This is a genomic window from Flavobacterium tistrianum (assembly GCF_003254545.1).
Taxonomy (GTDB): Bacteria; Bacteroidota; Bacteroidia; order Flavobacteriales; family Flavobacteriaceae; genus Flavobacterium; species Flavobacterium tistrianum.
Genome location: NZ_QJRH01000071.1, coordinates 39165 through 59289, shown reverse-complemented (window position 1 = coordinate 59289; position 20125 = coordinate 39165). Strand labels below are relative to the sequence as shown.

Below are 20125 nucleotides of genomic sequence, written 5' to 3'. Positions count from 1 at the left end.
AAAAAAGAACCGTATTTTATAAAATTCATCAAAATAAAACCCATACCTCTATTTTAACAGCCTTAAAAACAAGAATCTTTATTTTTTTCTAACTTTGACCCTAAAAAAAATAGGGTTAAACAAAGTATTTTAAAAATGAAAATAGAAAAACGCTGGATTATCTCCTTTATCATGATAAGCGTCGTATGTACGATAGGGGCATTTTGGCCAACAGTTACAGAAAATAATTATGTTTTATCAGAATTTGGAACTATAGATCATATTGTTCCTGCCGATGTTGCCTGGATGCTTACTTCGAGCTGTCTGGTTTTAATCATGACTCCAGGATTGTCTTTCTTTTATGGCGGAATGGTAGGCAAGAAAAACGTTATCTCGACCATGCTTCAAAGTTTTATCTGTCTAGGTGTAGTTACGCTTTTATGGGTTGTAGTAGCTTTTAGTTTGGCTTTTGGAGAACCGGTTGGTTTTGGCTCTGGAGACCATTTTTACAGCTTTTTTGGTAATCCGACCACTTTTGCTTTTATGGATTATGTTGGCGTTCTGCCTCATAAACAATTGGCAAGCACGATTCCGTTTATGCTTTTTGCTTTGTTTCAAATGAAATTTGCTATCATTTGTCCTGCAATTATCACAGGTTCGTTTGCAGAACGTGTTCGTTTTATTTCTTATTTAGTTTTTATTAGTTTATTTACCATTTTTATATATGCTCCTTTATGTCACGCCGTTTGGTACCCAACGGGCGTTTTAGGAAGCTATTTTGGCGTTAAAGATTTTGCAGGAGGAACTGTGGTTCATATGAGTTCTGGTTTTGCAGCTTTGGCGGGAGTTATTGTTTTAGGAAAAAGAAAAAATAGCCAGCATATTCCAACCAATATTCCGTTTGTACTATTAGGAACAGGAATGCTTTGGTTCGGTTGGTTCGGATTCAACGCTGGATCTGCTCTTGCTGCCAACGGAACTGCTGCAATGGCTTTTGCTACAACTACAACATCGTCTGCCGCAGCAATGCTAACTTGGATTTTCTTTGATAGAATGAACGGAAGAAAAGTTTCTGCTCTTGGAGCTTGTATTGGTGCCGTAGTTGGTCTTGTTGCCATTACGCCTGCCGCAGGATTTGTTTCGGTGCCAGAAAGTATGTTCTTTGGTTTCATTACGGCGTTGGTTTCTAATACAGCTGTAAATTGTAAATACTCTAAAAAATTCGACGATACGCTTGACGTGTTTGCTTGTCACGGTGTTGGTGGAATAATGGGAATGATTCTAACTGCCATTTTCGCTCACGGTGAAGATGCAAGTTTACTTCACGGCGGATGGAATGTTTTCGGACATCACATGATGGCATTGGTTCTAGTTTCGATTTTTACTTTCTTCGGAGCTTATTTCTTGTTTAAAGTAACCAATTTCATTATTCCACTGAGAGTTTCAGAAGAATCAGAACACATCGGATTGGATTTGTCTCAACATGATGAATCTCTTGATCCAAAATTAAAACCAATTACAGAACCTCATTACGGTTAATATTATTTTTTCCGCCACGAATTCACGAATTATTTTTAAAATAAAATTCGTGAATTCGTGGCGGAAAACTTTTTAAACCTAATTACGCTATTTTCATTCGTTTATATTCCTTAATTTTGCCGAAAATTTTTGTAAAAGTGGGAAGTAAAAATAAACTTAAGAGATTCAGAGAAAACGAAACATTTCAAAACGTTTTTCAACCAACCAGAGAAGAAGTTGTAGGCGATTTAATGCCTTTAAAAGGAAAATGGAACTCTGATTTCTTTAAAAATGATAATCCATTAGTTTTAGAATTAGGATGCGGAAAGGGAGAATATTCTGTTGGATTAGCAGAAAAATACCCAAACAAAAATTTTATCGGAATCGATATTAAAGGAGCGCGTTTCTGGAGAGGTGCAAAAACTGCTGTAGAAAACGGTCTTCACAATGTTGCTTTCGTACGTACACAAATCGAATTGATCGACCATATTTTTGCTGAAGGCGAAGTAGACGAAATCTGGATTACTTTCCCAGATCCACAAATCAAATATAAAAGAACTAAACATAGAATGACTAATTCTGAGTTCTTGAAATTGTACAAAAAAATCTTGAAAAAAGACGGTGTCGTAAACCTTAAAACCGACAGCGAATTTATGCACGGTTATACTCTTGGATTGCTTCACGGAGAAGGTCACGAAGTTTTATACGCAAATCATAATGTATACAAAAACGAAGGAAGCCCAGAAGTTGTGACTTCTATTCAGACTTTCTACGAAAAACAATATTTAGAAATTAATAAGGCAATTACGTATATTCGTTTCAAAATTAAAGACTAACTTTAATTTTGAAACCTTTATCTAACAGTTTTTAATAACTAAATGACCTACCTAACTCCTTTAATTTCAGGTTTTATTGCCGCTGCCATTGGAACTATTCCGCCTGGATTGCTCAATATGACGGCTGCCAAAATAAAAATGAAAGAAGGGAAAAAGAATGCTCTGTCGTTTGTAATTGGTGCGGTTTTAATTATTTTTTTTCAGGCTTACATTGCGGTATTGTTTGCTCGCGTCATAGACAATCGTCCAGATGTTGTAATATTATTGCGTGAAGCTGGTTTTGTCATTTTTTCTATCTTAACCATTTATTTTTTCTTTTTTGCGAAAGATCCGATAGCAAAGAAAAAAACGAAACTAAAGAAAACCAGCAAAAAAAGCAGTTTCTTTCTCGGAATGCTGCTTTCTGGACTAAACTTTTTTCCTATTCCTTATTATGTTGTAATAAGTGTAACGCTTGCTTCGTACCATCTATTTGTATTCGAAAACACTATTATTTTAACCTTTGTATTAGGCTCAGTTCTTGGGGCTTTTGCAATTTTATATAGTTACATTGCTTTCTTCGGAAAAATCGAAAAGAAAACCGATTACTTCATGCGAAACATGAATACTATCATCGGAACCATAACAGGATTAGTTGCTCTTGCAACACTTTTTAATATCCTGAATTACTATTTCGGATAATTTTTATAGCCACAGATTTCACAGATTAAAATGATTTTTTTACTTTGTGGCTAAATATTTTTCATGCAGATTTTTAAGGATTTAAGCAGATAATCTCTTTAATCTTTCTAATCTGTGGCAAAAAAAACAAAATCATGGCAGAAGAGAATTTTTTCGAAAGAGTTTATGTAATCGCCAGACAAATTCCGTTTGGAAAAGTAACTTCTTATGGCGCTATCGCGAAAGCATTAGGTACGGCTCGTTCTGCACGAATGGTGGGCTGGGCAATGAACGCTTGCCATAATATGGATGATGTTCCTGCACATAGAGTCGTAAACCAAAAAGGACTTCTAACAGGAAAACATCATTTTGACGGAACGAATTTAATGCAGCAGCTTTTAGAAAACGAAGGAATCAAAGTCGTAAACAATCAGATTGTAGATTTTGAAAAGCACTTTTGGAAACCTGAAGTCGAATCGTAAAATCCAGGGCTCTTCCTGCAAGGTTTTCAAAACCTTGTAGGTCTAATATTTTAATTGACAATAGTTATAAAGACATTTAAAAGAACAATACCTACAAGGTTTTGAAAACCTTGCAGGAACACTAAAGATTAAATCAGACAAATCACAAAACTCGTTTTATCTTCGTCGGTTTGGTAGCTTAGATAACCTCCGTGGGCTTCTATAATGTTTTTAGAAAGCGTCAAACCAATTCCCGCGCCATCTTTTCTGGTGGTGAAAAACGGCAAGAAAACTTTATCTCTAATTTCGGCATCTACTCCTTTTCCGTTATCTGCAATCACAATGAAAAAGCGATTGTTTTCGGTATAACTTGAGATTAGCAGTTTCTTTTCTTCTTTTTCTTTTAAAGCATGAATACTATTGGTAATCAAATTGATAATTACTTGTTCCATCTGATTTTTATCAATCATAATAGAACGTGAACTATGTATTTCATTTATCAACTCGATTTTTTCATCCTTCAAAATTGGACTCATAATACGCAGACAATCTTCAAACAAAGCATTAATTGGCGTCATTTGTTTGTTTGGCGTTGGCAGCATTGCCAGTTTACGGTAATTCTCTACAAAAAACTGCAAATGATCGCTCCTATTTATAATTGTTGAAATACTGCTTTTAATGTCTTCAAAATCATCCTCTTCCAATTCTTCCTGATCCACAATATGAAGCAAATTTTGCGAAAGCGCGCGAATTGGCGTTAATGAATTCATTAATTCATGCGAAATAATCTTCATTAAATTAATCCACGCCTCTTTTTCTTTTTTCTCGATCACACGCTGAATGCTATCCAGCAAAATGATAAAATACTCTTTATTATATGTTTGAGTATGCGAAGTCTGAAGCATAAAAGTCTGAAGATCCTGATCTTCAATTTTGATAGAAATGGCTGTTTTAAGTTCTGTAAAACCAACCTTTTCAATCTCACTGCACAAACTCGGAAGATAGTTTTTAAGATATTGCCAATGACTTACTTTTGGCACTTTGAACAGCTTTGAAAAACAGTCATTCATTACAAAAACAGACCAATTATCATTTTCTTTTTCTAAGATTAAAGTAGCAGTATCAATACTGTTCAAAATCGAACGATAAATTAATTCTTTTGAAGTCTGCTCTTGTTTCTGAACCTTTAAAGTGTCATATAAAAGATACAGACTATTAAAATTGTCTCTTTTATGTTCTTCTGGAAAGTGAGCTGAAAAGTCGTCGTGTAGAATCGAGTTTATCGTTTTGTCATAAAACAGCAATTGGTTTTTGACAAAAAAATACATTTCGAACAGAAAAATCAAAACAAAAACACCTACCAAAATGCCATTGAATCGAAATCCTTTATAAAACAATAACGCACTGCAGAAAAAGAGCGCCATTACAAATAGAACTCTCACGAACAATGCATTATAAAATTTCCAGTTCTTCATTTATTATTTTTTTTTGCCACAGATTAAAAGGATTAAAAAGCATTTTTTATCTTAAATCTGGGAAAATCCTTTTAATCTGTGGCAAAATTATTATTCTTCCTAATTCTTCAAATCGTATTTCTCTATTCTTCTATACAAAGCCGCACGAGACAAACCTAATTCTTCTGCAGTTTTACTGATGTTTCCGTTGTTCTTAAAAAGTGCTTTTTCGATTGCGCCTTTTTCCATTTCTGATAATGGATTTTCATCGTTTTCCTGAATTTCTTCAAAGTCCAAAATATCCAAATCTATTACAGAAATTGTATTGTTTTCTGCCAAAATCAAAGCGCGTTCAATTTTGTTTTCCATTTCTCGAACATTTCCTTTCCACGGATATTTTTCCAAATAAGATGCTGCATTTTCTTCAAAACGCCAGTTTTCCTGATTGTATTTTTCGGCTATCTGTTCCAGAATAAAGTTTGCCATCGGTACAATATCATCTTTTCTTTCGCGCAAAGAAGGAAGATTTATTTCCATTGTATTGATTCTGTAAAGCAAATCTTCACGGAATGTTTTATTTTTTACTTCTGTTTTAATATCACTGTTTGTTGCCGCAATAACGCGAACATTTAATGGTCTTGGTTTGCTTTCGCCTAAACGTGTTACAGTTTTAGTCTGTAAAACATGAAGCAGTTTAGCTTGAAGATGTAGCGGAATATTCCCGATTTCGTCTAAAAAAATAGTCCCGTTTGAGGCATTTTCAAAACGTCCTGGAGTATCAACCTTAGCATCGGTAAAAGCCCCTTTGGCATAACCAAAAAGTTCGCTTTCGAACAGATTATCACTTAGAGAACCCAAATCTACATGCACAAAAGGTTGATTTTTCCTCTCTGAATGCTGATGAATAAATTCTGCAAAAACATATTTTCCTGTTCCGTTTTCGCCCAAAATCAAAACATTGGCATCTGTTCTGGCTACTTTTTCGGCGATAGAATAAGCTTGTTTTATTTTGGCTGAAGTTCCGACAAAATATTTCTTTTCGGTTTTTTCTACCTTTTCAGCTGTTTTTTTACTGTTTTTTCTGCTTTCAGCAATTGCCTTATCAATAACTTCTATAAGTTTTTCGTTGTTCCAAGGCTTTAAAACATAATCAAAAGCGCCAATTTTAATACCTTCTACAGCGGTTTCAATTTTACCAAAAGCCGTCATTAAGATTACAATAGTCTGCGGAGAAAGTGTTTTAATTTCTTTTAGCCAATGAATTCCTTCTCGCCCGTCTTCAAAACCAATTCTATAATTCATATCCAACAACACCACATTTATGTCGTTTTCGCTTAAGATTGAAATGATTTTTTTGGGACTATTGGTTGTAAAAATCATCTCAAAATGTTTTTTAAGAATCATTTTTGCAGAAAAAAGAATTTCTTCCTGATCGTCGACAACTAATATTTGGGCTAGTTTTTTTCTCATGTAGTCTTTTTTCTGTCCGTTTCCGAACGGTCAACTGTTCATTATCGGACACTGCTTTTTTGAAGTGTTTTCTGAAGCCTCTTTAAAATCAATACTTTACAAATAATAAATTCTATGGCACAGTATTTACCTATTGATTATCAGTAAAATATTTAAAAAAATGGACACGATAATTCCTCGTAAAAATAAAAAATTTAGATATCTCGCAATAGCAATTGCTGTTTTTTTAGTTTTGCTTACCATCTCGGTTTTCGCTTTTAACACCAAAAGAACTTTAAATGTAAAAGCAGACGAATTGGTAATTCAAAAAGCGGAAAAAGCCTTTTTTGAAGATTTCGTAGTTTTTCAAGCAAAAGTAGAACCTTTGAATGTGATGCTGGTAAACGTTACCGAAGGCGGTTCTGTAAAAGAGATTTTTGTAGAAAATGGCGCAATGGTTACCAAAGGACAATCGCTGGCTCGTTTATACAATCCGAATACAGAATTGAATTACCTGACTCAAGAAACTGCGATTATTGAGCAAATCAACAATTTAAATACTGGAAAATTAAATATTAGAAATCAAGAATTAAACTTAAACAAAGATTTAGTTTTAATTGAACACGACTACAACGATGCAAAAAGATTGTACGACATGAATGCAAAGTTGTATGAGAAAGATGTGATTTCTAAAAATGACTGGAATACTTTTAAGGAAAGCCTTCGTTTTCAGGAGGAACGTAAAAGAACAATTCAGCAAAGCATTCAAAAAGAAAAACAAAGCAATCAGGTTCAGATTTCTCAAATAAACCGTTCGATCCAGACTATGGAAAAGAGTTTGGATATTCTTAGAAATAACAAAAAGAACTTTTTAATCACAGCGCCAGAAACAGGTCGACTGACTTCTTTTGAACCTGTTCTAGGGAAGACTTTTCAGGCAGGCGCAAGTATCGGAAAAATTGATTCTAATAAAGGATACAAATTGACTGCCGAAGTTGACGAATTTTATTTGGAAAAACTTAGAGAAGGATTAAAAGGACAAGTGGAATTTAAAGGCAAAAATCTTGAAGTTATTGTTACTAAAGTAATTCCAGAAGTTAAAGGCGGAAGATTTACCGTAGAATTGGCTTTTGCATCGAAAGAAAATATTGTGCTTCAGGATGGACTTAGCTTTGGCGTAAAATTGATTTTATCTGAAAAGAACAAAACTTTAGTTATTCCGAGAGGCGCTTTTAATCAGGAAGCAGCCGGAAAATGGATTTTTGTAGTAAACGGAAATAAAGCCGTAAGAAGAAATATCAAATTAGGACGCGAGAATCCTTCTTACTACGAAGTTTTAGAAGGCTTAAAAGAAGGCGAATCTGTAGTCACTTCTTCTTATACCGATTATAAAGATATTGAAGAGCTTTCTCTTGAGTCGCAATCGCAGTAATTCAGTTTTCAGTCACAGTCACAGTTTACAATTCACAATTTACAATTATAAAGACATCAATCATCAATCAAAAAACGATTTTAATAACATTTCAAAACCTTAAAAAATTATGATCACAATTCAGAATTTAACCAAAGTTTTTAGAACAGAAGAAATAGAAACTGCTGCTTTGAGCGGTATCAATTTAGAAATAAAAAAAGGAGATTTTTTAACCATCATGGGACCTTCGGGCTGTGGGAAATCGACTTTATTAAACATCATTGGTCTTCTTGATGGCGCTAGTGGCGGAAGCTATAAATTATTAGATCAGGAAATGATCGGGCTTAAAGAAAAAGGAAGAGCAAAAGTGCGAAAAGAAAACATTGGTTTCATATTTCAGAATTTCAACTTAATCGATGAGCTTTCTGTTTACGATAATATCGAATTGCCTTTGCTTTACAACAACGTAAAAGCTTCTGAAAGAAAACAGAAAATTGAGGCTATTGCCGAAAAATTAAACATTTCGCACCGTTTGAAACATTTCCCTCAACAGCTTTCTGGAGGACAGCAACAGAGAGTTGCCGTTGCAAGAGCTTTGGTAAACGATCCAAAAATTATTTTGGCCGATGAGCCAACAGGAAACCTAGACAGTAAAAACGGTAATGAAGTAATGGAACTTTTAACCGATTTACATGCTAAAGGCGCTACCATTTTGATGGTTACCCACTCTGATTATGACGCTTCTTTTTCGCAGAGAACCATTCATATGAAAGACGGAGTTATATTTTCTGAAAAGTTAAATCAACGTAATGTTGATGTTTTTATGGACGCTAAATAACAAAGTGATGATTAAAATTATTGTTACTGCACTTGTGGTTCTGGTAGAACTGGTGTGCAAAATATTTACTATGATTTAAAACCGAAAGGTTTACCAAAAAACAACCATATCAACTATAAAAAATATACATCAAAATGATTTTTAACTGGTTTAAAATATTTATATATCATTTAAAGCAAAGCAAACTGTTTTCATTTTTAAATGTTCTCGGATTAAGCATCGGAATTGCAGCGGTCATTTTTGCCATACTTTATTGGAACAATGAGCACTCGTACGATCAATGGAATCCTGGAAAAGAGAATACTTATATGGTTCTCAACAAAATAAGCTCTGGAGATACTTGGGGTTCTAACTCTATTCCGTTTGGGGAAACTTGTAAAGCTACAATTCCCGAAATCGATAAAATCTGTTTCTTCAACACTTGGTATGCCGAAGATCTTGTAAAATATCAGGATCAAAAACTGATGGTTAAAGATATCATGATAAGCGATGAAAATTTCTTTGATTTCTTTCCTTTTGATATTGTAAAAGGAACAAAAATCAATATTTTGAAAGAAAAAAATAGTGTTGCCGTCTCTGAAGAACAAGCAAAATTGCTTTTTAAAGACGAAGATCCTATTGGTAAATCTATCACTTACAATAATAAAGATTATACTGTGAAGTCGGTATATCGTATTATTAGGCCTTCATCTATAGAACCTTCTTATGTTTTTAGTGGTATAAAGAGAGATAACGACTTAAATCAATGGGGAAATTTTAATTATGGTTTGCTAATTAAAATTAAAAAAGACGCAGCTGTGGCTACTGTTTTAAAGAAAATGCAAAATGTCTATTTTGTAAACAGAACCATAAAAGATGCCAAAGAAAGCGGCATGACAGTTGAACAATATGTCAAAGAAAATGGTGAAGTAAAAGTCATTTTAGACCAATTGAAAACGTCTCGCCTATATGGAACCAAAAGTTCAGCGGGACAAAATTATCCTGAAGGAGTTGGTAATTTAAAACTGCTTTATATCATGGGCGGTTTGTCTATTTTGATTTTAGTTTTATCATTGGTAAACTATATCAATTTGGCAACAGCATCTGCAATAAAACGTGCCAAAGAAGTTGGAGTTCGTAAAATCGTGGGTGCTTCAAAAAACCAGATTATTGCGCAGTTTATTTTTGAAACTGCCATAATTGTTACGCTGGCTATTTTATTTGCTTTGGCAATTGTGGAGCTTTCATTGCCTTACTACAATAATTTCTTGAACAAAACACTGACTATGAATGGCAGTGAATTTTACCTGCAGCTTATTTTAATATTTGGATTAGTAATCATTTTTGCGGGTATCTTCCCTGCCATTTATATTGCAAATTTTGAAACACTAAAGGTTTTAAAAGGGAATTTCTCAAGAAGTAAAAGCGGCATCTGGATTCGTAATTCGATGCTTATTTTTCAGTTCGGAATCGCGGCATTCTTTATCATTGGAGCGCTAATTGTAAATTCTCAAGTGAACTATATGATGGAGAAAGATTTGGGCTTTAGTGGCGATCAAGTCATTTCAATTCCTTACAATACTTTAGACAGGCTTAAAAGGACTGATGAATATTTAGCTTCAAAACAAGAAATTAAAAAAATCCCTGGAGTTGTAGATGTTGCCACATTTGCGGGAGATTTTGGAGGTAATTCGGGCTCAAGTTCAGGATTTAAACACAATGGAATTTTTGTACAGCCAAAAAATATTGAAATGGATTTTGGTTTCCTAGATATGATGAAAATAAAAATCGTAAAAGGGCGTGACCTATCTCCTCAATATGCTTCAGACACTATAAGCAGTATGCTTATGAATGAAACATTGGTCAAAACATTAAATCTGAAAGACCCAATTAATACGGTTATAACTTCAGGATGGAGCAATGGAGGTGACAATTTAAAATTTAAAATTGTTGGGGTTGTAAAAGATTTTAATTTGACTGGATTGCAAAATAAAATTCCTCCAATGGTTTTTATAAATCTTAAAACTTTAAAATGGAATAACTTTAATAGTGTACTTGTAAAGGTATCGCCTAATAATTTAACAGAAACGTTAGAAAATTTGAAATTATATTGGGAGAAGAATGTTAATCCAGACTATCCTTTTGACTACGAATTTGTTAACAAAAGTTTTGCGAGGACTTATGAGCAGCAAGTGAAACAAAAAAAACTGTTTTTTATCCTAAATCTGGTTGTAATTATAATTGCAATATTCGGATTGTTTGCTTTGGCATCATTTTCGATGGAGAGAAGATTGAAAGAAATCGCCATTCGAAAAACATTAGGAGCTGAAACAGATATCCTCTTAAAAGAATTATCGAAACAATATATTGTTTTCTGTTTAATAGGGTTTGCAATCGGGATTGTTCCTGCTTATATATTATTACAGAAATGGCTTGAAGATTTCGCTTTTAGAATTGGAATTTCGACAGTACCTTTTGCAATTGCCTTGATTTCTCTTTTGATTTTAACTTTAGTAATTGTTTTGACAAAAGCGTTTCAGGTAACCAAAATAGATGTCTTAAAATATTTAAAATACGAATAAGCTTGTAGACCATTTTTTTTAAAGAAGCCCGACAGATTTCAGTAAAATCCGTCGGGCTTTTATTTTTAGTCTTTCATCGTTACAGCATCATTATAAATCAGCTTGTCTAGATTTTGGTCACGATCGTATACATCTGGGAAAAAATTAACTTCTCCGTTGTCCTGAACCCAGCAGGTAAAATAACCTATATAAACTGGAATCTTGCGTTTAAGCATACAAGTTGTTTCTTTTCCACCATTCATAGCGCTCTCAATTTTGTCCGCTGGCCAGTCTGGATCATCTTTCAAAATATGTAGTGCAAGCTGTTTGGCTTCTTTCACATTTATACAGCCGTGACTGAAAGTACGTTTTTCAAATTCGAATAAACTTTTTGCAGGCGTGTCGTGCATGTAGATGTCGTTTGGATTCGGAAACATGAATTTTACTAATCCTAGAGAATTTTTTGGCCCTGGTTTCTGCCTTACCTTTCCTCCATTCCATTCCATATTATGCTCTTCTAGATAGTTTTTGTCACTCGCAATCTGAAGTTTTAGCTCGTTTTGAATAATACTTGTCGGCACATACCAATACGGACTGAAAACGATTCGATCCATATTTCCGCTAAAAATCACAGTTTCACTTAGCCTGTTACCAACAAAAATATCCGAAACCAAATCATACTTTCCATTCTTAACATAAAACAGCCTGAATGAAGGAATATTTACCATAACGTATTCATCTGCTTTGGCCAATTTGGTCGGAATCCATCTGCATCTTTCCATATTCAGCATAATGGTTCTGATTCTCTTGCTAATAGGTTCATTCATCTGATTGATAATATCTCTAGTTAGAGCATAATTTATTTTTAGATTATATCTTTTCTTATAATTTAAAACTCCTGCCATCAATTCTTCATCATAAATATCACTTCCAGAATCTTTTTTCAAATCTCCTACTACAAATAATCGATTTCTAATTTGCTTTATGGCAATAGCTGTATCATCTGGTCTTAAATCTTTAAAAGTAGCACTGTCAATCGCAATTTTCTGCCAAAGATTATCGGTTTCTATTTTACGATATTTTTTCAGCGCATCTTTCAGTTTATAATATTGGCTGAATAAAAGATTATCGTCTTTATCCAATCGATCTGTGTCCACCATTAAAGAATCTAGAATATGAGTATACGAAATAGATTTTGCAGGCAAGTACCATCCTATTTTTTTCAATGTCGCAGGATCGACACCAGAATACACATTGCTTGCATAAAATACATACATGCTTGTCAGCAGCAATTCGGTATCAAGCTGTGATGGCTTGCTAGAAGCACTCTCATTAAAAGCCTCATCAATTTGCTCTTTATAGGGCATTTTTTCTTCAATACCCTGATCTTTCAGAACATTTACTTTCTGATATAATAATGAGCCAAATTCTGTTATACTTTTATCATCATACCAAATAGATTTGTACTCTTTAGCTTTATAAATACCCTCAACATCTTTCTGATATTTTTTAAGCTTAGGGTATTTTTTAAAAAAGGCATTAATTGAAGCTGCATCGATGGTAATGACTGCAACAGCTTTTCGATTTGTTAAATCAGCCTTGCTTTTAGCATTGTTGGAAAATGAATTGAATGAAAATGCAAAAAAACTGACTGTAACAAGAATTAAAGAAAAAGTAAAATTTCGCATATTTTTAAAGTTTTAAATTGGTAGAAACAACTTTAAAAAAAATATCGAAAACCCAATAAATTACTCAAAAAACCTTAGTTTTCACATATTTTTTTCATATCTGATAATCATCGATTTGGGCAATCAAATATAACGAAGTTTTGTGAGAATTTTATTTAATTGAAAGAAAACTTTACGTAAAAAATATTCATTTAAATCGAATAAACTTTTCGCGCAACATTAAATTGATTAATCATTCTTGATTATAATTTTCAATAAAAATACTTTTGAATAATTTTGAATAATCTCAATATCAATAATTACAATCCAAAAACGCTTAATTTCCGAACTTAATCTGTTATCTTTGCACCCTGAAATCAGTTTAAATAAACATAATCTTATAAGACTGTTTTTGGAGAATAAAAAAATAGCCCATTACAAATGAAACTAGATAGAAAAGAAATTCTAAAAGCCTTAGAGACAATTACTATTGCTGGAGAAGGAAAAAATATGGTTGAAAGTGGCGCTGTAACCAATGTAATTACATTTGGAGACGAAGCTGTTGTAGATCTTGTATTGCATACACCTGCTATGCACATCAAAAAAAAAGCAGAAGATGATATTAAAAAAACAATTCATGATTTAATATCTCCTGATGCAAAAGTAAAAGTAAACATTAAAGTTGAAGCTCCAGAAAAACCAGAAATTAAAGGTCGCGCTATTCCTGGAATCAAAAATATTATTGCAGTCGCTTCTGGTAAAGGAGGAGTAGGAAAATCTACTGTAACTGCAAACTTGGCTGTTACACTTGCAAAAATGGGCTTTAAAGTTGGTGTTTTAGATGCTGATATTTACGGACCATCTATGCCGATCATGTTTGACGTTGAACATGCAAAACCTGTTTCTGTAACAGTTGACGGAAAATCTAAAATGAAACCAATTGAAAGCTACGAAATCAAAATGCTTTCAATCGGATTTTTTACAGCGCCAAGTCAAGCCGTAATCTGGAGAGGTCCAATGGCTGCAAAAGCATTAAACCAAATGATTTTTGATGCAGATTGGGGAGAATTAGATTTCATGCTTCTTGATTTACCTCCAGGAACTGGAGATATCCACCTTTCTATCATGCAGTCGCTTCCTATTACTGGAGCTGTTGTAGTAAGTACTCCACAAGCTGTGGCACTTGCTGATGCTAAAAAAGGGGTTGCGATGTTTATGCAGGATAACATCAATGTTCCTGTTTTAGGGATTATAGAAAATATGGCATACTTTACACCAGAAGAATTGCCAGACAATAAATATTATATCTTTGGACAAGAAGGTGCTAAAAACCTTGCTGAAGATTTAGGCGTTCCATTTTTAGGAGAAGTGCCAATTGTACAATCTATTCGCGAAGCAGGAGATTACGGTCGTCCAGCAGCATTGCAGACAGCATCTCCAATAGAAAAAGTGTTCGAAGGAATTACTAGAAATGTTGTACAAGAAACCGTAAACAGAAACGAAAGTCTGCCTGCAACAGAAGCTATCAAGATTACAACAATGGCAGGCTGTTCTGCAGTGAAAAAATAATTAGATAATTGAGATAATGTGATAATTAGAAAATTCTTTAAAATTACCTAATTATCACATTATCTAATTGACACATTAGTATTATGACAACAGAAGAAATAACAAGCAATGTTTTATTGGCCTTAGATGAGATAAGACCATTCTTAAAATCTGACGGTGGAGATATTTCATTAATTTCTATTGAAGATGACAAACATGTAAAAGTTCGTTTGGAAGGAGCTTGCATTAGTTGCAGTGTTAATCAAATGACACTGAAAGCAGGTGTTGAGACCACTATAAAAAAATATGCTCCACAAATAGAAACTGTGGTAAATGTTATGTAACAAATCATCGTTTTTTTGTCAAAATTGAACCCTTATAGTTTAACAAGAATAATAAGTGTTTTATTATTTAATTGAAAAAATAATAAAATAACACTGAAAAAAGGACGCTTTTTGCCACATTCATAAAAAACAATGCAAAGTTTTAAGAGTTTCTGTTAAGGAATTGTTACATTTTTAACTTAAATTTGTCAACATAACCCTTAAATCTGAAACTTATGAGAAACTTTTACGCTCTTTTTTTATTATTTTTTATAAGCGCTGTAAATGCACAACAGGGCCAAACACTTTTTGCTGAAAAAGCTTGGGTAAATGAATCTGAAGAATGGTCAGATTTCCAATATTCAGGACAAATCATTTTTTCTACAAATGGAAAAACTGAAGAAGGTGCTTTAAGAATCGGAAATTATGATTTCTTATATGACCTTTGCGACGGAAAGGCAAAGTTTTCAAATAAGGCAACTTATAGCTCAGCTGATTTTTCGCATCCGCGAAAACTTAGTGCGCAGACAGACAAACAAGGAATTTTAAACTCTACTTATGAAGGGACCTTAATTTTCCAGTCTGACAAGGATTATTATTCTGTTATCTCTCTAGTGACAATACTAGAAAAAGGAGGTAATATTATTGGTGTAAAAATGCGCCTTAAAGACGGTAATCGAAAAGAATATGCTTTTAGCTTAAAAGAAAAAAGTTAAAATTAATAGAGAATTTGAACACATTTTTCAAATTCTACACAAAATTCCAATAATTAAAATGGATGTATTAATAAAGATTAAAGATCGAGAAGGAGTTATACACGAATTACAGGCTCCAACTGATATGGCAATGAATATAATGGAGTTATGCAAAGCATACGAACTTCCTGTTGAAGGAACCTGCGGAGGAATGGCCATGTGCGCTTCTTGCCAATGTTATGTTCTAAATGATGTTGCATTACCAGAAATGGGTGACGATGAAGAAGCTATGCTTTCGGAAGCCTTTTACGTTAAATCTAATAGCCGTTTAGGTTGTCAGATTCCAATTACTGAAGACTTAGAAGGTTTAGAGCTGGAATTAGCTCCTGAATACTAAAAATATAAAAAGCGAGAATTTATTGATTCTCGCTTTTTTTGTATAACTTTTATAGATTACTCAACAATAAACTCTTTAGGAAATCCTTCAATATCTTCTATTTCAAAATATTCATCAAAATCTTCTTCCTTTGTATTGTCATAATAATTCACAATCTTAGAAATAAAAGTTTCAAGATTTGGCGCAATAACATTTCTGTCATTATCCCTATTCCAAAACTCAATTAATTGTCCTTTATCTCCAGTAAATAATCCTCCTAAATCATAACAGATATAGCTTCCTCCACCATTCCCAAAAATTGGCAGCCAATTCATATTCCACCAGTTTTCTATTTCAAAATCAGAGCCAATCATTGATGTTAGTTCTTCCCATGATTCCAATACATCTTCCAAAGGCATAAACATTGAATTATTTGCAAAAGCTTCATAACAATCATAAACTTGACCGTTTTTCCATTTATAAAGTTCTATCAAATCATTCGGAATTTGAACTTGATATTTTTCTACTAATATTTCTATTCCTTTCTCACTTAATGGCTCTTTAAGATTTTGATAATAATCAGGTCTCAATGTTTCCAATTGATCATTTAATCTCTTAACTAATTCTTTCATTTTTATGCAAATTATTATTCATAAGACTTAATCGAATCCTCCAAAGAAAACTCTTTTAACAACTTATCTAAATATTTTCCTCGACTACTAAATTCTCTTTGATACGGCGCAAAAGAACTTGTAGATTTATTAAATTCTATATTAAGTTCTTGCAACTCTAATTTTTCGTCGTCTGTCAATGACGTTGATTTCTTTTCTATAAAATTCAAAATTCTTTTTATTGCGATTTCTTTATTGGTAATTGCTTCTTCATTATTATTTAAAGTGCAAATTCCGTAGACACCTTTGCAGAAATAGCCCCACTCTTCTTCTAATGCATTTTCAATCTTTTCAGTATTAATATTGTGATTTTCATCAAAAACATTCCCGTATGCAAATGTTTTGTAAGCATGATTTTTCAGGTTTGTCAATAAATTTTCTTTAAACTCTGTTTTAAATTTTTCAGAATCTGAATTTGCATTCATTTTAATAAGTTCTAAAACTCTTGGATGAAAATACTTTTTATCAGTATTAATAATATGATTGTCATTTAGAGAAGAGCTTATTCTAATTTCCGAATTAATTACATAAGATGGCTGCGGAACAAGCTTGTTTTCAATTAAAGCAGTCAATTCATCCGAAGTTATATTTGCTAATTTTATGACTTCTTCAAATTCTATGAAATTGCCTTCGATGTATTTTATGTTTTGATCCATATCTTATTCTTTTTAAAATTTTCAATTTCAATCTAATTTTGAAATAAAATCTATTTTTAAGTTATTTCGGTAAAATGTTCAAAATCTTTGGCAAATTTTGTAGGTGTAAATTCCGTAATGTCATAATCAGCAATTTGATTTTGATAAAAAGGATCTTCTTTCAATAAATTCAATAACTCAAGCTTAGAAAGATTGTATGCCAAAATGATCCCTCCAGTTCTAGGTTCCTTTCTTCCTGAACAAATAAACTTATTTCTTGAATAATATTTTTCCAAGAAAAGAATATGCTCTTGAATAAATCTCTCGACTACTTCGATTGGCTTTTTGTATGTTAGTGAAATTACAAACATTGCTTTGTCTTTATAAGTAAATTAATTTATAATTATTGCCACTTCCAATCTAATTCTGAAATAAAATCTATTTTCAAATTTTTAGCAATTGATTTTAGTTTACTGCGCAATTCTTCAACATCTACAATTTTTTCTTTTGGAATTATTAAATTTACGTTTGTTTTAAAGGTGATAAAAACATAATCCTCAATCTCACTGATATTTTCAAACATAGAAAAATTAGTTACTGAACTTCCCATTCCTTCTGTAAAAGCTTCCAAAGTATCCTCTTTGAATACTATTTTAGAAACAACTCCTATTCTATTTTTAAAGTTTTCAGTAACATATTTCTTAAAAATTCTATAATAATATTTTTTTAAATAAAATGGAAAAAATAAGAAGCAGACTACACCCGCACCACCAAAATAATAGCCTAAAAACATATTTTTATTGATTAAAAATAGAATCCCTATTATTATCAATATTACAAGCACTAATATTCTTGCCGTTTTTCTTTGTTTTTTTATTAATTTACTTTTTGAAGCAAGAAATAGTTGCTGTTGTAAATAATCGTTTTCTGTTAGGCTATAGTTTAGTTCCATGAATGTGATTTATTTAATAAGTTCAATTTTTGTAATCTGCCATTTTTCATTAGTTTCTATAAGCTTAAATCTTAATTGATAGTTTACATTTTTCTTTGAATCATTAAAATCTACCGTTAAAATAGCTCCAAATTCGGCTTCTATTTCGTCAATCTTCAATCCATCATCTCCATCGGTTATTATTTTCAAATACGCTGATTTCCAAATTTCTGTATTCAGCGCTAATTCGTTTACATTTTTATCTAAACAAAGCTCATCTAGTCTTTTGCTACTAGCTTTATCAGTAAACCCTAATGATTTTAAGCAAATGTATTGCGTAACTACAGATTCAACTTCTTTGGGATAATTTTCGAATACACAACTTCTTTTTTTAAGTTTAAAAGTATTGTTTTCAAAAGAGAATATATTTTCTACATTAAATAGTTCATACATTAAAGTTTGAGTATATCCATCAAAAAAACCGTTTTTTTGTGAATCCGTTAGAGAATCATCATATTCATAAGAGTTTTTACCAACGGAAGCACTAAGAAAAGTTTGCTTTATTTGATTATCAACCATTTCATAAATAGCAAATCCTATTGCAGAAGGCCCTTCGAATGTTTCTAACTTGATGTAAGGTTTGTCTTTACCTTTTAATGATATTAACTCAATATTATCAAATTCGTATTTTTCATAATTCGAATTAAATTTGATTTCTTTAATGATTCCATTTTCATTTTTCAGGACAAAAAGATTTTGTATAAAAGGTCCTGCATCAGAATCTCTTTCGAAAGCAAGAATTACCTCATCTTGACCATCTAAATCAAGATCACTTTCTTTAAAAAATGATACTTTATCATTTTCATTCAATGCTTTCGGATGATTTTTTTTTATAAAAGCATAGTATGGATTTTTTCTGTCAAAAATGGTGTCAAAAACTGCTTTTGATTCTGTTTTATCTTTGACAGTTTCATTTTGAGTTTTAGAGTTATCTTTTTTGCAACTTGTAAGCTGAAAAATCAGAACAAAAAGTAAAGCGTAAACTATTATCGTATTTTTCATTTTCTTGTATTAAAATTATCTTATCACTTCAACTTTCGTAATCTGCCATTTATCAAGTGTTTTTTGCAAGCTAAATTGTAATTGATAAAAGCCTTGGTTTTTATCTGGGTCTAAATACTTATTAGTTGCTATTACAATTGCTGTATCATCATCTTCTTCTTGTATTTCACATATTCCAAAATCATCTCCATCTCTTATATGATAATAGCTTCTTACGCCTATACCATACCAGTTCTTGTTCCATTTTATTGCATTGGCATTGGCGTCAATGCACAATTCGTTCAATCTATAATTTATAATGTTATCATTAAAAGGCTCAGATCGAAGTCTGATATATTGCAATAAAACATCCTGAATTTCATCCGGGTAAGCATCCATATAATTTTGCGAACCTTTTTCTATACAGATTCCGTTTTCAAAAGCAAAATTGGTGTCCTTATAATAGTTTATTCTACCATCGTATGTTACACGCTGTGAATAGCCTTCATATTCACCATCATCATCATCGTCGACTAGTCTTTCTTCGTATTCTTTCTCAAATCTGGAAAGTCTGGTTTCTTGAATTACATTAAGATGATTGTTTTTTAATTCAAAAATCGAGACACCTGTATTCGAACTTGAGACTAAATTGTACTTTACAGCAATACAAGTTTCTTGTTGATTTTGTAGCTTTATTAAACTGACCTCGTTTGCAAAAAAATCGGAATCATTTAAATTAAAAGAACCTATAACTTGTTTTATAGTTCCCTTATCGTTTTTAAGAATAAAAAGGTACCTTATTTTTGTCCCTTCTTCTGTATAGTTTCCTAAAGCAACAATTGCTTCATTTATGCCGTCTAAATCAATATCTTGTTCTTTAAAAAAGAAAAGCTTTTCTTTTATTAGATCGGGATTGTTTTTTTGAATGAAAATGTAATACGGACTTTCTCTATCAAAAATAGTATCTGAAGCAATTTTTTGTTCACTATGGGCCTTCGCACTTTTTGTCTTCTTTTCTTTTGTACAACTATTTAATTGAAGCGCTAATGCAATTAAAACAAAGAAGATTATTGATTTAATTTTCATTTTATT

The 20125-nt window shown here is 32.3% G+C and carries 20 protein-coding genes; 11 read left to right on the top strand and 9 right to left on the bottom strand.

Features of this window, described 5'->3' with window-relative positions:
* Positions 1 to 135 precede the first annotated feature (135 nt).
* The 4 genes from DMB71_RS15295 (at position 136) to DMB71_RS15280 (ending at position 3475) form a co-directional block, all read left to right on the top strand.
* The gene (locus DMB71_RS15295; RefSeq protein ID WP_111367534.1) at positions 136 to 1518 is read left to right on the top strand and encodes an ammonium transporter; all 1383 of its coding nucleotides are present in this window, start codon (positions 136 to 138) and stop codon (positions 1516 to 1518) included.
* A 137-nt stretch (positions 1519 to 1655) separates the two neighbouring features.
* Positions 1656 to 2333, top strand: coding sequence for a tRNA (guanosine(46)-N7)-methyltransferase TrmB (trmB, locus tag DMB71_RS15290; RefSeq protein WP_111368046.1), 678 nt, complete (start codon positions 1656 to 1658; stop codon positions 2331 to 2333).
* A 42-nt stretch (positions 2334 to 2375) separates the two neighbouring features.
* Positions 2376 to 3014, top strand: a complete 639-nt coding sequence (locus DMB71_RS15285; RefSeq protein ID WP_111367532.1) for a lysine transporter LysE — start codon at positions 2376 to 2378, stop codon at positions 3012 to 3014.
* A gap of 134 nt (positions 3015 to 3148) precedes the next feature.
* A complete protein-coding gene (locus DMB71_RS15280) occupies positions 3149 to 3475 on the top strand; it encodes an MGMT family protein (RefSeq protein ID WP_111286436.1) in 327 nt (108 codons plus the stop codon).
* 128 nt (positions 3476 to 3603) lie between these two features.
* Here DMB71_RS15280 and DMB71_RS15275 read toward each other — a convergent pair whose 3' ends face one another.
* The gene (locus DMB71_RS15275; RefSeq protein ID WP_111367530.1) at positions 3604 to 4929 is read right to left on the bottom strand and encodes a sensor histidine kinase; all 1326 of its coding nucleotides are present in this window, start codon (positions 4927 to 4929) and stop codon (positions 3604 to 3606) included.
* A 99-nt stretch (positions 4930 to 5028) separates the two neighbouring features.
* Complete coding sequence (locus DMB71_RS15270) at positions 5029 to 6378, bottom strand: sigma-54-dependent transcriptional regulator (protein ID WP_111367528.1); 1350 nt, start codon at positions 6376 to 6378, stop codon at positions 5029 to 5031.
* A 160-nt stretch (positions 6379 to 6538) separates the two neighbouring features.
* On the opposite strand from DMB71_RS15270, the gene DMB71_RS15265 reads away from it, so the two are divergent.
* From DMB71_RS15265 to DMB71_RS15255, 3 genes are all read left to right on the top strand, one after another.
* Positions 6539 to 7789, top strand: coding sequence for an efflux RND transporter periplasmic adaptor subunit (locus DMB71_RS15265; RefSeq protein ID WP_111367526.1), 1251 nt, complete (start codon positions 6539 to 6541; stop codon positions 7787 to 7789).
* Between the two features lie 109 nt (positions 7790 to 7898).
* Complete coding sequence (locus DMB71_RS15260; protein WP_111367524.1) at positions 7899 to 8606, top strand: ABC transporter ATP-binding protein; 708 nt, start codon at positions 7899 to 7901, stop codon at positions 8604 to 8606.
* Positions 8607 to 8740: 134 nt separating this feature from the next.
* Positions 8741 to 11167, top strand: a complete 2427-nt coding sequence (locus tag DMB71_RS15255) for an ABC transporter permease (protein ID WP_111367522.1) — start codon at positions 8741 to 8743, stop codon at positions 11165 to 11167.
* A 65-nt stretch (positions 11168 to 11232) separates the two neighbouring features.
* Here the strand turns inward: DMB71_RS15255 and DMB71_RS15250 are convergent, their stop codons facing one another.
* A complete protein-coding gene (locus DMB71_RS15250) occupies positions 11233 to 12834 on the bottom strand; it encodes a L,D-transpeptidase family protein (RefSeq protein WP_111367520.1) in 1602 nt (533 codons plus the stop codon).
* Between the two features lie 420 nt (positions 12835 to 13254).
* Between DMB71_RS15250 and DMB71_RS15245 the strand changes: the two genes are divergently transcribed.
* From DMB71_RS15245 to DMB71_RS15230, 4 genes are all read left to right on the top strand, one after another.
* Positions 13255 to 14382 carry an Mrp/NBP35 family ATP-binding protein gene (locus DMB71_RS15245; protein ID WP_111367518.1) on the top strand — a complete coding sequence of 376 codons (1128 nt, stop codon included), beginning with the start codon at positions 13255 to 13257 and terminating at the stop codon, positions 14380 to 14382.
* 83 nt (positions 14383 to 14465) lie between these two features.
* Complete coding sequence (locus tag DMB71_RS15240; protein ID WP_008466263.1) at positions 14466 to 14705, top strand: NifU family protein; 240 nt, start codon at positions 14466 to 14468, stop codon at positions 14703 to 14705.
* A gap of 215 nt (positions 14706 to 14920) precedes the next feature.
* Positions 14921 to 15400, top strand: coding sequence for a hypothetical protein (locus tag DMB71_RS15235; protein WP_111367516.1), 480 nt, complete (start codon positions 14921 to 14923; stop codon positions 15398 to 15400).
* A 58-nt stretch (positions 15401 to 15458) separates the two neighbouring features.
* On the top strand, positions 15459 to 15776 hold the full coding sequence (locus tag DMB71_RS15230; protein ID WP_091490641.1) for a 2Fe-2S iron-sulfur cluster-binding family protein: 318 nt from the start codon (positions 15459 to 15461) through the stop codon (positions 15774 to 15776).
* A 56-nt stretch (positions 15777 to 15832) separates the two neighbouring features.
* Here DMB71_RS15230 and DMB71_RS15225 read toward each other — a convergent pair whose 3' ends face one another.
* The 6 genes from DMB71_RS15225 to DMB71_RS15200 are packed head-to-tail and all read right to left on the bottom strand — an operon-like array spanning position 15833 to position 20119.
* Positions 15833 to 16387, bottom strand: a complete 555-nt coding sequence (locus tag DMB71_RS15225; RefSeq protein ID WP_111367514.1) for an SMI1/KNR4 family protein — start codon at positions 16385 to 16387, stop codon at positions 15833 to 15835.
* Between the two features lie 14 nt (positions 16388 to 16401).
* Positions 16402 to 17082, bottom strand: coding sequence for a DUF6058 family natural product biosynthesis protein (locus tag DMB71_RS15220; RefSeq protein WP_111367512.1), 681 nt, complete (start codon positions 17080 to 17082; stop codon positions 16402 to 16404).
* 56 nt (positions 17083 to 17138) lie between these two features.
* The gene (locus tag DMB71_RS15215) at positions 17139 to 17432 is read right to left on the bottom strand and encodes a YciI family protein (protein WP_111367510.1); all 294 of its coding nucleotides are present in this window, start codon (positions 17430 to 17432) and stop codon (positions 17139 to 17141) included.
* A 32-nt stretch (positions 17433 to 17464) separates the two neighbouring features.
* On the bottom strand, positions 17465 to 18013 hold the full coding sequence (locus DMB71_RS15210) for a hypothetical protein (RefSeq protein ID WP_111367508.1): 549 nt from the start codon (positions 18011 to 18013) through the stop codon (positions 17465 to 17467).
* Positions 18014 to 18022: 9 nt separating this feature from the next.
* Positions 18023 to 19054 carry a hypothetical protein gene (locus DMB71_RS15205; RefSeq protein ID WP_111367506.1) on the bottom strand — a complete coding sequence of 344 codons (1032 nt, stop codon included), beginning with the start codon at positions 19052 to 19054 and terminating at the stop codon, positions 18023 to 18025.
* Positions 19055 to 19069: 15 nt separating this feature from the next.
* Positions 19070 to 20119: a hypothetical protein gene (locus DMB71_RS15200; RefSeq protein ID WP_162614835.1), complete on the bottom strand. Its 1050-nt coding sequence runs from the start codon at positions 20117 to 20119 to the stop codon at positions 19070 to 19072.
* Between the last annotated feature and the right edge of the window lie 6 nt (positions 20120 to 20125).

Excerpts from the sequence above, each read along its gene's own strand:
- DMB71_RS15245 (WP_111367518.1), top strand. The coding sequence starts at position 13,255 with ATGAAACTAGATAGAAAAGAAATTCTAAAAGCCTTAGAGACAATTACT.
- DMB71_RS15220 (WP_111367512.1), bottom strand. The coding sequence starts at position 17,082 with ATGGATCAAAACATAAAATACATCGAAGGCAATTTCATAGAATTTGAA.
- DMB71_RS15280 (WP_111286436.1), top strand. The coding sequence starts at position 3,149 with ATGGCAGAAGAGAATTTTTTCGAAAGAGTTTATGTAATCGCCAGACAA.
- DMB71_RS15285 (WP_111367532.1), top strand. The coding sequence starts at position 2,376 with ATGACCTACCTAACTCCTTTAATTTCAGGTTTTATTGCCGCTGCCATT.
- DMB71_RS15275 (WP_111367530.1), bottom strand. The coding sequence starts at position 4,929 with ATGAAGAACTGGAAATTTTATAATGCATTGTTCGTGAGAGTTCTATTT.
- DMB71_RS15235 (WP_111367516.1), top strand. The coding sequence starts at position 14,921 with ATGAGAAACTTTTACGCTCTTTTTTTATTATTTTTTATAAGCGCTGTA.
- DMB71_RS15225 (WP_111367514.1), bottom strand. The coding sequence starts at position 16,387 with ATGAAAGAATTAGTTAAGAGATTAAATGATCAATTGGAAACATTGAGA.
- DMB71_RS15265 (WP_111367526.1), top strand. The coding sequence starts at position 6,539 with ATGGACACGATAATTCCTCGTAAAAATAAAAAATTTAGATATCTCGCA.
- DMB71_RS15210 (WP_111367508.1), bottom strand. The coding sequence starts at position 18,013 with ATGGAACTAAACTATAGCCTAACAGAAAACGATTATTTACAACAGCAA.
- DMB71_RS15255 (WP_111367522.1), top strand. The coding sequence starts at position 8,741 with ATGATTTTTAACTGGTTTAAAATATTTATATATCATTTAAAGCAAAGC.
- DMB71_RS15250 (WP_111367520.1), bottom strand. The coding sequence starts at position 12,834 with ATGCGAAATTTTACTTTTTCTTTAATTCTTGTTACAGTCAGTTTTTTT.
- DMB71_RS15295 (WP_111367534.1), top strand. The coding sequence starts at position 136 with ATGAAAATAGAAAAACGCTGGATTATCTCCTTTATCATGATAAGCGTC.
- DMB71_RS15240 (WP_008466263.1), top strand. The coding sequence starts at position 14,466 with ATGACAACAGAAGAAATAACAAGCAATGTTTTATTGGCCTTAGATGAG.
- DMB71_RS15260 (WP_111367524.1), top strand. The coding sequence starts at position 7,899 with ATGATCACAATTCAGAATTTAACCAAAGTTTTTAGAACAGAAGAAATA.
- DMB71_RS15205 (WP_111367506.1), bottom strand. The coding sequence starts at position 19,054 with ATGAAAAATACGATAATAGTTTACGCTTTACTTTTTGTTCTGATTTTT.
- DMB71_RS15230 (WP_091490641.1), top strand. The coding sequence starts at position 15,459 with ATGGATGTATTAATAAAGATTAAAGATCGAGAAGGAGTTATACACGAA.
- DMB71_RS15200 (WP_162614835.1), bottom strand. The coding sequence starts at position 20,119 with ATGAAAATTAAATCAATAATCTTCTTTGTTTTAATTGCATTAGCGCTT.
- DMB71_RS15270 (WP_111367528.1), bottom strand. The coding sequence starts at position 6,378 with ATGAGAAAAAAACTAGCCCAAATATTAGTTGTCGACGATCAGGAAGAA.
- DMB71_RS15215 (WP_111367510.1), bottom strand. The coding sequence starts at position 17,432 with ATGTTTGTAATTTCACTAACATACAAAAAGCCAATCGAAGTAGTCGAG.